Source organism: Streptomyces sp. MBT53 (assembly GCF_016654115.1).
Taxonomy (GTDB): Bacteria; Actinomycetota; Actinomycetes; order Streptomycetales; family Streptomycetaceae; genus Streptomyces.
Genome location: NZ_JAEQAZ010000024.1, coordinates 1 through 13,386, shown reverse-complemented (window position 1 = coordinate 13,386; position 13,386 = coordinate 1). Strand labels below are relative to the sequence as shown.

The window sequence follows — 13,386 nt, the reverse complement described above, 5'->3', positions numbered from 1 at the left end:
CCCTCGTATCTCCTGTCCGTATCTCTAGCGAAGGTGTCGCCGTGTCCCTCGACCTGCAACCCGCCGCCGCGTCCCACGACCCGCTGGCGTCCGAACTGCTCCAGTCCGTCGTCGACGTCGCCCGGGCGATCTTCGGTGCCCAGGCAAGCTCGGTCTTCCTGTTGGAGGAGGAGGCCGGGGAACTGGTCTTCCAGGCCGTGTCCGGCCGGGGCCAGGACTTCCTGATCGGCCGCCGCTTCCCGGCCGGCCGGGGCATCGCCGGCTGGGTGGCTGTCTCCGGGGAACCGATGGTGGTCGACGATCTCACCGCCCACTCCTCCTTCGACCGCAGCCTGGCGGAGTCCACCGAGTACGTGCCCGACGCGCTCATGGCGGCCCCGCTGATCCACGACGGCCGGGTCCTGGGCGTACTGGAGGTGCTCGACCCCGCCGAGCAGGCCCGCTCCAGCCTGCCCGAACTCGATCTGCTGTCCCTGTTCGCCCGGCAGGCCGCCACCGCCCTGCGCTTCGCCGTACGGCAGCAACTCGTCATGGAGGAGGACGACTTGGGATTGCCGTCGCGTCGTCGCGCGGAGGCGACACGGCTGCTGAGCGAGTTGGGGAGCCTGCTCGGTTAGCCCGCGCGACGGGGTTCCGGAATGGCTTGCGTAACGAGGTTCGGTACGGGCTTGCGTAGTTTTGCGGACGCCGTGGGTCACGTTCCGCACAAGGATCGGTTCTGGCCGGAGGGAGACCGGGTTCACCCGACGGTCCGGTGCCCGGCAGCCAGAACCGAGGAGGCCCATGAGCGAGCAGAGCGCGCACCAGGCACACGCGACGGCCCACCGGGCCCGCTCGGGGCCACTGGTGGGCCGCGAGGGCGAGATGGCCGTACTACGGTCCGCCGTCAGGGCCTGCGCGGACGGTCGCTCCACCGTCGTGGAGATCACCGGCGATCCAGGACTCGGCAAGACCAGACTGCTGTCCGAACTGGGCGATCTGGCGGAGACGGAGGGGCTGACGGTCCTGTCGGGCCGCGCCTCGGAGTTCGAACAGCAGCGCTCCTTCGGGGTGTTCGCCGGGCCCGTCCGGAGCTGCTTCGGCCGCCTCACGGAATCCCGGCACGGTCCGCTCGACGAGGAGACGGCGGCGCTGCTGGAGCTGGTGCAGCCGCGCGGCTCCGGACCCGGACGCCACGGGTTCGCCCAGGTGGACCGCTCCCGGCTGCACCACGCGCTGGGCCGGCTGCTGGCCGCGGTCGGCCAGGACCGCGGGATCCTCCTCTGCCTCGACGATCTGCACTGGGCCGACGAGGGCTCGCTGGAACTGCTCCACTACCTGCTCCGGCAGCCGCCCGGCACCCCACTGCTCCTGGCCTGCGGACTCAGACCCCGGCAGGCGGCGGCACGACTGCGGGCGTCCTTCCGGTACGCCGTCGCGGACTACCGCGTCGAGCGGCTGCCGCTGTCGGTGCTGGACCGGCAGGCGTGCCGCAGTCTGCTCGGCACCACCTACCCGCCGGCCCGTCGCGACCGGCTCTGCAAGGTGAGCGGCGGCAACCCGCTCTATCTCGAAGTCCTCACCGAACTCACTCCGGACGGCGACGGCGCGGCGGACGGCCAGACCGATCTGCCGGACACCTTACGGGCGGCGCTGGCCCGCGAGATCGCGTCGCTGACCGGGAACGAGCTCTCCACGCTGCGCGCCGCGGCCGTCCTGGGCGACCCGTTCGACCCGATGCTGCTGGGCCAGGTCGCGGGACTCGGCCACGGACCCGCGCTGGAGGCCCTCGACGTCCTCGCGGGAATGGACCTGGTCCGCTCCTGCGGACCCGGCGGCCCGCGCCACGAAATACGCCAACTGCTCCAGTTCAGGCACCCGTTGCTCCGGGAGATCGTCTCCCGCGAGACACCACCGGGCTGGTTCCTCGGCGCCAACGCGCGGGCCGACGAGGCGCTGCGCGGGAGCGGGGCGAGCGCCGTGGAGCGCGCGCCCTTCGTCGCCCGCTCGGCGCAGCCGGGCGACCACGAAGCCGTGCGCGTTCTCACCGAGGCCGCCGCCCTCACCACCCGCTCCGCACCCGCCACCGCCGCCGCCTGGCTGCGCGCGGCACTGCGGCTCTCCCCCCAGAACCCCTCGGGCGAGGCGGCCCGGCAGCGGCTGGAGATGCTCCTCGGCCTGGCCCGCACCTGCGGTACGACCGGCGACCTCGCCTCCTGCCGGGACGCCCTGTCCCAGGCCCTGGACCTCGTCCCGGCGGACCGTCTCGATCAGCGCATCCCCGTCGTGGCGCTGCGGTCGGTGATCGAGCGGATCCTCGGCAGCCCCAAGGCTGCCAAGCGGGCGCTCAAGGACGAACTGGCCCGCTGGCCGAAGACCGAGGCCAAGGTCAATCCGCTGCGCCTCCAACTCGCCACCGTGGGCATGGCGCAGGGGAACTTCGAGGAGGCGGCCGGGCATCTCGACACCGTCCTCGCCCTCACTCCCCCGCCGGTCGACAGCGGGATCCTCACCTCGGTCGCGGCCTGCCGCGCCCTGGGCGCCGCGTACAGCGGACGGACGGGGCCGATGGCGGCTTATGTGTCCGAGGCTGCTTCGGCGATCGACGTCATGGATGACGAGGAACTGGCCACCTCCCTCGACGAGGTGGGCCAACTGGGCTGGGCCGAGGTCCTCGCCGAGCGCCACGCCGACGCGGTCCGGCACATGACCCGCGCCGTCCACGTCGCCCGGCGCACCGGGCAGAGCTACATGATGCCGTATCTGCTGCTCTGCCAGTCCTACGCCCAGCAGGGCACCGGCGACCTCGCGGGCGCGATCGCCTCGGCGGCGGACGCCGAGGAGACGGCCCATCTGATCGACCGGCCGGACCTGATCGGCTACGCCCTGACCCTGCGCGCCGCGGCCTCCGCGCTGCGCGACGGTCCCGCGGCGGCGGCCGACGCGGCCGAACGCGCCCTGCGTGCCGCCAAGCACCACGGTCGGCTGTGGGAGCTGTCGGCGGCCGTACTGGCCTCGGTCCGGCTCGACCAGGGGCGGCCCGGCGACTGTGTCGAACTGATCCGGACCATCACGGGAATCGACCGCTCCGAGACCACCCACACCCTGCGGGCCATGTGGTTCTGTACGGCGGCGCAGGCCGAGATGGCGCGCGGCGACACCGAGGCTGCGACGGTCCGGGCGCGGCAGGCAGCCGAGGCGGCGGCGGCCGTCGCCCTTCCGGGGCAGTCCGGTTACGCGGCCCTGGCCATGGCCTGCGTCCGTGGCGACGACGCGGGCGCGGCGGCCGAACTGTGCGCCGACGCCGCCGAGTTCTTCGCCACCGGTGGTCTGGTTCTCGCCGAGGGCCGGGCGCGGCTCCTGCACGGCCGGGCGCTGGTCGCCGCCGGACGGCTGGAGGAGGCCGTGGCGGCGGTCGGCCGGGCCAAACAGATCGCCGACGCGCACGGGGCGGGTCGGCTGAGCACGCTCGCCGTCAACGCCCAGCGTCAGATCGGCGCCCGCCGCCCGCGCCTGGCGGGCCACGCTCATGACGTCCTGTCCGAACAGGAGCTCCGTATCTCGCAGTTGGTGTCCCGGGGACTGTCCAACCGGGACATCGCCTCGATGCTCTTCCTGTCGGCGAAGACCGTCGAGGCACATCTGACCCGTATCTTCCGCAAGCTGGACGTGAGTTCGCGCTCGGCGCTGATCAGCGCTCTCGCGGAGCGGCCCGCCGATCAGCGGATGGCCGGGTGAAGTCGGCCCGACCGCATGCCGTTTCCATACCGGCGGCCAACCGATGGCAGGCCGGTGCCGCCTAGCGTCGGCGAGGCAGGGATCCAACCACCGATCGACACAAGGGAGATCGCCATGACGCAGAGCACCGAGCCGCTGGAGCAGTCCTTCGAGGAGTCCCCGGAGGTCGAGGCGCACTCGATCCTGGACCTCCAGGGCCTCGGCAGGTCCCAGGAGCAGTCCGGGTTCTGGACCTGCCTGAGCAACATCAGTTCCGCGAACGAGGAGTGATCCCCGGGCGCCGTGCGCCCGGTCCGGCCGGAAGCAGGTTGACACTCCCAGTGGAGGCAGCATCGTGGCGGACGCCCGCGAGGCACTGATCTACGGCGTCGCCGACCCCCTCCACTACGAGACGCCGAGCCGCCTGGACGACCACGCCTCGCGGTATCCGCAGGCCGACGAGGCGGTTCCGCCGGGGTGGCGGCGCTCCTTGTCCGGCCTGTGGGTCGTACTGGCGCCGCAGGACGCGCCACCGGTCGGGCAGGGCTGGGCGATCCATGTGTCGGCGACGCCGCGTACGGCGCCGACGGCGCTGGATCGCACGGCCGCGCTCTGCCTGGCCGGTGGTGTGCCGTTCGCATTCCTGCGCAGCGCAAGGGCGTTGACCACGATGTCGGGGCGCAACGCGCCCCGCGTCGACAGCGGACGGTTCATCACCGTCCACCCGCGCGACGATCTGCACCTGGCGGAGATCCTCGGCGAACTGCTCGACGCCCTGGACGGGCTCCCGGGCCCGTACCTCCTGGGCGACCTGCGGATCGGCCGGGGCCCGCTCCATGTCCGCTACGGTTCGTCCGGCGGGCAGCGCTGTCCGGGCGAGGACGGCAGACCGGTCCCGGCCCTGGTCGACCCGTCCGGCACTCGCGTGCCCGAGGTCCGCAGCCCTGCCTTCCATGTGCCGGGGTGGGTGACACCGCCGCCGGTCCTGGAGCCGCACCTGGCCGCCCGGCGGACCGCGCGCGACGACACCTTCCCGTACGTGGTCCGCAGGGCCCTGCACTTCTCCAACGCGGGAGGCGTCTATCTCGCCGAGCAGCGTGACACCGGCCGTCAGGTGGTACTGCGGGAGGCGCGGCCGTTCAGCGCCCTGGACGGTGCGGGCAGTGACGCGGTGGAGCGGCTGCACCGCGAGTACCGCGTCCTGGCGGAACTCCAGGGACTGGACTGCGTTCCCCGCCTGCACGGGCTGCGCACCGGGTGGGAGCACCACTTCCTCGTCGAGGAGTACATAGCGGGGCCGACTCTCCTGGAGGCGGTGATCGGCCGGTATCCGCTCCCGGGCCGGGACACGTCCGAGGCCGCCTTCCGCGCGTACGCGCAGTGGGCGTCGACCGTGATCGGCGCTCTGTCCTCGGCCCTCGACGCCCTGCACGAACGGGGTGTCTGCCTCCGGGACGTACAGCCCCGCAACATCGTCGTGCGCCCCGACGACTCCGTGGTCCTGGTCGACTTCGAGTACGCGACCGGTCTCGACGAGCGGAACCTGCCCCGGGTCGGTGCCGCCGGTTTCGCCGCTCCGGCCGGCTCGACGGGCGCCGAGGCGGATCGGTACGGCTTGTGGGCGACCTGGCTGTTCACGCTGATGGCGATGCCGGAACTGACCGATCTCGATCCCGGGAAGGCCGCTCAACTGGAGGCGGTCGCACGCGACCGCTTCGGGCTGTCGCCCACCGACGGCCCCCGTCGGCCGGAGATCGGCCGGCAGAGCGCACCGCGCGCGGTCCCTCCCCCGGCCCCCGAGGCCGACGACCTCTTCGACCGCGAGCCGTTCGACTGGCCCGCCGTACGCGACGCGCTGGTCGCCGGAATCCTCGCGGACGCGACCCCCGACCGCGCCGACCGGCTGTTCCCGGCCCACTGGTCCGTCTTCGACGGCGGCGGCCACACCCTCGCCCACGGCGCGGCCGGAGTGCTGCTCGCCCTGCACCGAGTGGGCGCCGCCGTCCCCACGCCGTACACCGACTGGCTCGTACGCTCAGCGCGCCTCGCCGGTCCCGGAACGGGCCACGGCCTGTACGACGGACCCTACGGCGCCGCCGCCACACTGGCCGAACTCGGTCGCGGGGAAGCGGCGTCGGAGATCCTGGCCGCCGCCCGGACCGCCGGCCTCCCGGCGCGGTGCGGGTTGTACGGCGGACAGGCAGGGGTGGGGCTCGCACTCTGCCACTTCGCCGAACTCACCGGTGACAGCACGCTGTTGGACGAGGCCGTCCGGATCGCGCGACGGCTCGACACGCTACGGCGGGACGGAGCGGCGGACGGTCTGCTCTTCCCCTCCACGGGCGGAGTGCTGGACGGCTTCAGCGGCTCCGCCCTCCTCCAGCTCCGGCTGCACTCCATCACCGGGGACCGGCGGTATCTGGCCGCGGCCAGAGCCGCCCTCGAACTCGACCTGAGGCACTGCGTCACGATGCCGGACGGGACGGTCCAGGCCCGGTACGGCCACCGTCACCTGGCCTATCTGGAAGCGGGCAGCGGCGGGATGGCCCTGGTCGCACGGGAGTACCTGGCCCGCGCCGACGATCCCGGCCTGGCCGCGTTCACGGCGGCCGTCCGCCCGGTCTGCGCCTCCGACTTCGTCCGCGAACCGGGCCTGTTCCGGGGGCGGGCCGGCCATATCGCGGTGCTGAGCCTGCTCGAACCGCCGCACCAGGACACCCGGCCCGGGCCGGAGGCTCTCGCCTCGATCCGCAGACTCTCCTGGCACGCGATCCACGCGGAAGGCAGGCTCCGTTTCCCCGGCAGAGGTCTGCTGCGCCTGTCCACGGATCTCGCCACCGGTTCGGCCGGCGTACTGCTCGCCCTCCACACCGCGTTCGAGGGCCGGGGGCGACTGGGTTCGCTGCTCGCGTTCACCGGCTAGCGACACCAACTCCTACTCGGAGACGGGGCGTTGGGCTCCGGGCGCGGGCGACCCGTGCTTCAGCACGGCGCGGGTGAGACTGGCGCGGTTGGGCACGTCGAGCTTGCGGTAGATCCGGCCCAGATGGCTCTCGACGGTCCGGACGCTCAGGAAGAGCACCTCGGCGATCTCGCCGCTGGTGATCCCGGTACTGGCGAGGTCGGCGATCTCGCGTTCTCGCGTGGTGAGGACGGACAGGGTCGCGGGCGCGTCGCCCGGAGCGGCGAGCCGCGCCCACTGAAGAGCCACCTCCTCTGCCATTCGGCTCGAACCGCACTGCTGGGCGAGGCCGGCGGCCCGCTCCAGCCACCCGTCCACGCCTTCGGTCCATCCCGCGTCCAGACAGAGCGACGCGGCCTGGAACAGGGTCCGGCCGGCCTCGATGCGCTCGCCGCCGGTGGAGAAGTCCGCGAACGCCTCCCGTGCGCTGCGCACCGCCCGCTCGATGTCGCCGACCGCCGCGTGGGCGCGCATCCGGGCGCGCAGGGCGAAGCCCAACCGCCCACTGGAGGGCAGCTGTTCGACACAGCTCTCGGCGAGCCGGGCCCAGTGTTCGACCGAGGCCCGATCGCCCGTGGTGAGCGCCGCCTGGGCCAGGGTGTCGCAGCAGCGGGGCTTGCGCCAGATCGTGAGCTTCGGCAGTTCGAGGCCGCCCGTGGCGTCCAGCAGGAGCCAAGTGGCGCGTGCCGCCTCACCATTGAGCAGTACGAACTCGGCGTGATAGCAGCGCACCGTGAGCGCCCAGCCGTACGGTGATCCGCCGGCGATCGCGACGGCCCGCTCGGCGGACGCGGCGGCCTCGTCCAGGTCGCCGGGGCGGCCGAGCCAATACAGGATCTCGGCCCGGAGCATCCCGATGACCCCCTGCGTGGCCGGCCCACCGTGGCTCTCCATGTGCCGGGCGGTCTCCTCGAGGGTGCTCAGCGCACCGGTCAGGTGCCCCGACCGCAGTCGCGCGTTGGCCAGTGACGTCAGGACGTCCCGCTGCATGTACGTCTGGCCGGTGCGCCGCGACAGATCCGCACCACGCGCGAGATGGCGCTCGGCGTCGGCGAAGCGGCCCAGTATCCCTTCGGTCATGCCCAGTTGGTGGGCCGCCTCCAGGTTCGTCAGCAGGGTCACGTCGGAGGCGGCGTCGATGAGATCGGCCGCTCTCGCCGCCGTGGTCAGCGCAGTGGCCTGGTCCGCGGAGTACAGCTGCGCGAGCGCCGCCTGGGCCAGCGCCTTCGCCTCCCCTATGGCGTCCCCGTTCCTGTGCGCGATCACGGCGGCCGTCTCGGCATGCTGCCGGGAGGTGTCGTAGTCCTGCATGTCGTAGGCGTGGTCGGCGAGTTCGGTGTGCAGGGCGGCGGCGGTAGCGGTGTCGCTCAGGGTGGCGAGTGCGGAGCGGGCGATCGCGCCGGCCTCCGTGACCCGGCCCAGCCGTCGTTCGATCCGGCTCGCGTCGGCGAGCGTGCCGGGGTCCGGGGCCGAACGGCCGGGTATGGCCGACCGCAGGGCGTCCAGCAGCGCGCGGCTCTCCGTCGCCTCGCCGCTGAGCAACTGCGTTCGCGCCAGCAGGACTTGGGCCTGGTACCGGAGCGGATCGCCGTCCTGGAGCAGCAACAGCGCGGCCCGAAGGTGGTCGGCCGCGAGGGCCGGGTCGGTGTACAGCGCCTCGCGTGCGGCGGCGATCAACGTCGTGGCGTGTTCGGGCCGGCCCGGATCGGCGGCCCGCGCCGCGTGGTGGGCACGCCGCACGATCGGGGCGGCCCGCTTGGTCAACGCGGTCTCGATGTTCAGGTGCAGGGCGGCCCGGCGGCTCGGTTCTAGCCGCCGGTAGACGATCTCCGCCACCGCCCGGTGGCGCAGGGCCAGTTGAGCCGCAGAACCGGCCGGCCGGACCAGGTCGAGCCGGGTGAGTGTGTCCAGTGCCCGCATGGCACGGACCGCTTCGAGGTCCGCCACCTCTGCCAGCAGTTCCGGGTGGAACGGCTCCCCGAGCACGGCCGCAGCCTGGACGACGGCCAGCGAGGTGGAGTCGAGACCGGCCAGCTCACCGAGGATCGCCGTCCCGGCGTCCGTCCCCACCGCGTCACCGCCCTCGGATCCACGGCCCTTCCCGTATGCGGCGAGCACTTTGAGGTACTGCGGGTTGCCCAGGGCCTCCCGCTGGATCTCCTCGACGTTCGGCCGCTCCCCGAGTAACTCCCGCGCCTGCTCCGGGGAGAGCGGACCGACGTGCCAGACCTCCAGCAGGTCGGCCGCTGCCGCGCGCGAGAGCACCGCCGCCAGCGCGGGCGACAACTGGCGCTGCCGGTAGGCCAGGAGACACAGCACGGGACCCGCGGCGGCGTCGATCAACCGCTCGACGTCCGGGATCCGGCCGGGATCGAGGTGGTGCAGGTCATCGACCGCGACGACCAGGGGCGGACTCTGTGCGCTGTGCGCCCACACATCGTGCCGTTCCCGTACGCCGGCCGACGGCAGCGTGCCCGGCCCCCGCGCGTCGAGCACGCGGACCCCGCCCGCACGGGCCCGCGAGACGGCCGCCCCCAGCAGGACACTCTTCCCGATCCCGGGCTCACCGACGAGTGCGATCGCCCGCCCGACCCCTGACGTCAGCTGGTCCAACGCCCCGGCCAGAGCGGCGACTTCGGCCTCACGCCCCACGATCCGCCGAAACCCGGCGACTCCCTCGCCCGGCAGAACCGTCATCCGCCCCCCGGCTCCCACCATGACTGACACGCTCTTCACGAAGGACTCTACGTGACCAATACCCATCAAATCGATGAGGCCGATCCCGTCCCGCACCGATGACGAACCCACACAATTGGACCAACAACACGGCCGGTTTGCCCCGGTTCACACCAGAATCACGCGCGACGACGACCGATCGGGAACCGTGTCCCACCAGTAGCTCATTAGCAAGTTTTTAGCTTTTCCCCGCCGGACTTGAACAACTCGCCCGCACGCGGCGCGAGTTGAGGCAGACAGGCACACCTGACCGCGGTCACGGCAGGTGCAGGTTCTTCTCTGGGGAGGATGACCGCGCGCTTGCTCATTGGGGTCCGGGACGCGAGAACGGTGCCCTCTCTCATGGGCGGAGCGCGGAGAGGTCTGTCGCCGACCTGTTCGGATTCCTCGTCGGCGCCTACGACCTGAGCATCCGGCTCGACGTCATCCAGCACCAGTCGCGGCTGCTGCATCGGACCGGCCCCGGCCTGATGCTGGTCACAGGCTTCGCGGCACTCGCGGCGGCCCAGCTGTGACTGCGGGCCCAACCGGTGGACGAGCACGGCCCGGTGCCGCCGCTCAGCCCGCTCGTCCTCAACGGTCTCGGCTTCGGCCTGGTCGTGGGAGCCGCCACCCTGAGCCTGGCCGCGGATCGGATCGCCTCACAGCTCGCCGGGGCCGGATTCAGCCCGGCCGAGCAAAGCACCGCGATCGCCTGCCTGGCAGCCGCCGCCGTCTGCGCCGTGTTCATCGGCTTCCGCCGCCCGGCGCACAGACCCGCCGAAGCCCTCGCCGGTCACTGATCCAGCCGTTCCGGAAGGCCACCATGCGCTTCGCGACCTTCACCCAGGGCGGCGCGCGGCTCTGTGTCCCCTCCACGCAGCGCACGCTGACGGCGTGGTCGCGGAGGAGAGGACCCCATCCGTGCCTCGGCCTGTGATGTGCCGAACAGGCCACCGCTTCGTCGGCACCGAAACCTCGGAGGGGGCATCGAGAGCGAAGACGGTCTCATGCCGTCGGGACCGACTCGTGGCCCGTCCGCAGTTCGATGCCCTGGGGCACCTGCGCACGATTCACACGGTGACGATCCGCTCGTAGAAGAACTCGTGCTTGAGGAACGACGTCTCGTGTTCCGCGCCCGGGTACGGCGGGATGAGCTGAGCGGCCTGGATGAGTCGCCAGCCGTCCCGAAGCGCGGCGACGCCTGTCTCGTACGGCGGCTCGTCGCTGTCCCCGGTGGTGGGGCTGGTCGCGCCGGTGCCGTCGTAGCGGGCCCATCCGACGACCGGGGAGTCGAGGGCCGATGTGCTCAGGTACAGGACGAGGACCTGCTGCCGCGCGGTGTTCGAGGTGATCATGCGATGCTCCTCAGTGCCGGTCGGTTGGAGATTCGGGTGGCCCAGTAATCGATGTCGAAGTCGGGGTCGGCGGTCAGGAGGCGCCAGAGCCTGATCCGGTTGTGGGTCTCCAGACGGCCGGTGGCCGGTTCGTACCAGGGAAACGTGCGCCCCAACTCCTCCCGTACCACCGGTTCGTGCAGGTCCGTCGTGTCCCACAGCCGCACCTGCGGCACGGTCGGGTTGAAACGGATCTTGTACATGTGGCGGACGGTGTCGCTGTCGTTGCGCCGCCCGCCGTGCCAGATGCCGTGATGGAGCAGGATGACCGTGCCGGCCGGGCAGGTCAGCCGGATCTGGCCGCGCAGATTCTGGTAGCGGCCGGTGTCGGACTCGTTGGTGCGGCGCAGGTGGCTGCCCGGAACGACGAGGGTGCCGCCCATGTCCGCGCCGACCTCTCGCGGGTAGTACATGAGCTGCACGTCGAAGGCGTCGGACCGCAGGTCGATGAGAGCATCGGCGTGCAGTGGCTGCGCGCTGCCCTCGTGGGGTTCGCGGGTGTGGACGTAGTGGTGGTCGACCGTCGGATCCGGGCCCACCAGGCTCTGCAACGCGCCGGCGACGGTGGGGTGTTCCACGAGCCGCCGCGCGAAGGATCCTTCGGGGAATGCCTCCGGGACGGCCGTGCCGTACGGCACCGACGGCAATCCGGCGGCGAAGACACCGAGTGCCTCCTCGTTCATCGCTGCGGGCACTACGCCGTCCAGGCGCAGGAAACCGTGGGCCACGAACCGCGCCACCTGGGCGGAGTTCAGCAGTTGCGGTGTGGTTGACATACGTCAACCGTAGATACTCGTGACCGTGAAGTCGTGGGATGCAATCAGCAGGTGCTGGTAAATTTCCATCATGGCCCACTCGGTGCAACTTGCCCTCGACCTGCCCCCGCAGGTGGCGAGCGCGGGCGTGGGCGTCCACGGATACGCCGGCCCTCACGACGTGTTCCGGCTTCCGCAGTTGTGGCAGCTTCATCTTTACAGCTATTCCGGCACCCTCGCGTTCGACGGTTTCCGGCATCCGATCCGCCCCGGCCACGTGAGCCTCGTGCCGCCCGGCACAGAAGCACACTTCCACTACGACGCGCCGCGCTGCGAGCACCTGTACGCCCACTTCCGGCTGCCCGGCCAGGGCGAACAGCGCTCCGTGCCGGTGATGCAGGACGCCGGGGCGCGGGCAGCCGGACTCGGCGAACTGCTGCGCCAGACGGTCGCCTCGGGCGCCCAGTCCCCGGCTCGGGCCGCCTCGGAACTGTGGACCGCGCTGTGGCGCACGGTCGGCCTCGCCGAGACCGCCGAGCACTTCGCGGGAGTCCGGCACCCTGCCCTGCGGACGGCCATGGCCCACGTCGAGGAACACCTCGCCGGCCCGCTCGGCGTCCCCGAGATCGCCCGCGTCGCCGGCGTCTCGCACACCCACCTGACCCGGCTGTTCCGCGAGGACACCGGTCTCACGGTCATCGCCTACATCCGGCGCCGCCGTATAGAACGCGCCCGGCACTTGCTGCTCGCCTCGACCCTCGCCATCCCGGCGATCGCAGCGACCGTCGGCATCCCCGACCTCCAGGCGTTCAACAAGACCTGCCGCCGGGAACTGGGCGCCTCACCACGAGCCGTCAGGCACTCAGGGGCAGGGAACCGATGAGAGCCACGACGGGCTCCTCGGTGGACACACAGTCCCTCATGCCGAGCGCCAGGGGTGATTCCACGCGGGAACGAGATCGTCCGGGCCGGTTCGCCCCGTCGTCTCAGACGGGGATGATCTGCCACTGCTCCTGCGTGGCACGGTTGTTCGTCCACTGGCTGATGTTGGCGCCGTCGGCGGTGGAACCGCCGTCGACGTTGAGGACCAGGCCGCTGAGGCGGTTGGTGAGGTAGTAGTAGCCGTCGCCGGTGGGGGTGACGGCCCAGTTCTGCTGGGGCACGCTGTCGTCGGCCCGGACGGATACGTCCTCCAGCCCGGCGAGTTGTACCTGGGTCACACCCTCGAAGAGGTCGGCTCCGACACTCTCGTCCCGCTGCTGTTCGGCCGTTCCTCGGTCGGACGACTCGGCCTGTTCGTCGAGATCACCGCCCCCATCGGAGACATCGGCTTCCACGGCCAGTGGGCCCTGATGCTCACACCGATCCGCCCCCTGCGCGTCCACGCGGGCATGAGGATCGGACAGATCATGTTCTTCGCCTCCGTCGGACCGATCGCCCTGTACCGCGGCAAGTACCGGGCGGCAGGCGGTCCGCAGCCCTCCGGCTACCGGCGGGACGTGACAAAACTTCGGGCGGTGGCCTCGTGATCCTCACCGGACCCGGCATCGCCGCCGCCCGAGCCGCAGGTGAGATCACCATCGAGCCGTACGAACCGGCCCGCCTCTCCCCCAACGCCTACGACTGGCGACTCGGCGACACCCTGCGCATCGGCGACACCGACCTGGGCGCTTCGACCCCCACCCCGTACTCCGAGACCACCATCCCCGCGTCCGGGCTGGTCCTTCACCCCGGGGTGCTCTACCTCGGCGTCACCCACGAACGAACCGGATCAGAGACGTACGCCCAATTCCTCAACGGCGACCGCACCGTCGGCGCGCTCGGCATCTGGGTCCATGTCTCCCCCGTTATGTTTTCCGCG

Annotated in this window: 10 protein-coding genes and 2 pseudogenes; 8 read left to right on the top strand and 4 right to left on the bottom strand. The window is 71.8% G+C overall.

Going from position 1 to position 13,386, the window contains the following annotated elements:
* Positions 1 to 41: 41 nt before the first annotated feature.
* From JHN45_RS11585 to lanKC, 4 genes are all read left to right on the top strand, one after another.
* Positions 42 to 617 (top strand): GAF domain-containing protein, encoded by a 576-nt coding sequence (locus tag JHN45_RS11585; RefSeq protein WP_307783082.1) that lies wholly within the window; start codon positions 42 to 44, stop codon positions 615 to 617.
* A 166-nt stretch (positions 618 to 783) separates the two neighbouring features.
* Positions 784 to 3,717 carry an AAA family ATPase gene (locus JHN45_RS11580; protein WP_201048958.1) on the top strand — a complete coding sequence of 978 codons (2,934 nt, stop codon included), beginning with the start codon at positions 784 to 786 and terminating at the stop codon, positions 3,715 to 3,717.
* Positions 3,718 to 3,831: 114 nt separating this feature from the next.
* Positions 3,832 to 3,987, top strand: coding sequence for a hypothetical protein (locus JHN45_RS11575; RefSeq protein ID WP_201048957.1), 156 nt, complete (start codon positions 3,832 to 3,834; stop codon positions 3,985 to 3,987).
* 64 nt (positions 3,988 to 4,051) lie between these two features.
* On the top strand, positions 4,052 to 6,619 hold the full coding sequence (gene lanKC / locus JHN45_RS11570; RefSeq protein ID WP_307783081.1) for a class III lanthionine synthetase LanKC: 2,568 nt from the start codon (positions 4,052 to 4,054) through the stop codon (positions 6,617 to 6,619).
* A gap of 12 nt (positions 6,620 to 6,631) precedes the next feature.
* Here lanKC and JHN45_RS11565 read toward each other — a convergent pair whose 3' ends face one another.
* Complete coding sequence (locus tag JHN45_RS11565) at positions 6,632 to 9,355, bottom strand: LuxR family transcriptional regulator (RefSeq protein WP_201048956.1); 2,724 nt, start codon at positions 9,353 to 9,355, stop codon at positions 6,632 to 6,634.
* Between the two features lie 569 nt (positions 9,356 to 9,924).
* Here JHN45_RS11565 and JHN45_RS11560 point away from each other — a divergent pair.
* The gene (locus JHN45_RS11560; protein WP_201048955.1) at positions 9,925 to 10,176 is read left to right on the top strand and encodes a hypothetical protein; all 252 of its coding nucleotides are present in this window, start codon (positions 9,925 to 9,927) and stop codon (positions 10,174 to 10,176) included.
* 270 nt (positions 10,177 to 10,446) lie between these two features.
* On the opposite strand, the gene JHN45_RS11555 is transcribed toward JHN45_RS11560, so the two are convergent.
* Positions 10,447 to 10,731, bottom strand: a complete 285-nt coding sequence (locus JHN45_RS11555; RefSeq protein ID WP_201048954.1) for a hypothetical protein — start codon at positions 10,729 to 10,731, stop codon at positions 10,447 to 10,449.
* The gene (locus JHN45_RS11550) at positions 10,728 to 11,546 is read right to left on the bottom strand and encodes a phytanoyl-CoA dioxygenase family protein (RefSeq protein WP_201048953.1); all 819 of its coding nucleotides are present in this window, start codon (positions 11,544 to 11,546) and stop codon (positions 10,728 to 10,730) included. The genes JHN45_RS11555 and JHN45_RS11550 overlap by 4 nt, the downstream gene beginning before the upstream one ends.
* A gap of 70 nt (positions 11,547 to 11,616) precedes the next feature.
* On the opposite strand from JHN45_RS11550, the gene JHN45_RS11545 reads away from it, so the two are divergent.
* Positions 11,617 to 12,408, top strand: coding sequence for an AraC family transcriptional regulator (locus JHN45_RS11545; protein ID WP_201048952.1), 792 nt, complete (start codon positions 11,617 to 11,619; stop codon positions 12,406 to 12,408).
* A gap of 103 nt (positions 12,409 to 12,511) precedes the next feature.
* On the opposite strand, the gene JHN45_RS52895 is transcribed toward JHN45_RS11545, so the two are convergent.
* Positions 12,512 to 12,688 carry an RICIN domain-containing protein gene (locus JHN45_RS52895; RefSeq protein ID WP_307783084.1) on the bottom strand — a complete coding sequence of 59 codons (177 nt, stop codon included), beginning with the start codon at positions 12,686 to 12,688 and terminating at the stop codon, positions 12,512 to 12,514.
* A 6-nt stretch (positions 12,689 to 12,694) separates the two neighbouring features.
* Between JHN45_RS52895 and JHN45_RS52890 the strand changes: the two are divergent.
* Together JHN45_RS52890 and JHN45_RS11535 are read left to right on the top strand one after the other, a co-directional pair.
* Positions 12,695 to 13,054, top strand: a pseudogene (locus JHN45_RS52890) (dCTP deaminase); the annotation flags it as partial.
* Positions 13,051 to 13,386 (top strand): annotated as a pseudogene (locus JHN45_RS11535) (deoxycytidine triphosphate deaminase); the annotation flags it as partial. The pseudogenes JHN45_RS52890 and JHN45_RS11535, both read left to right, overlap by 4 nt.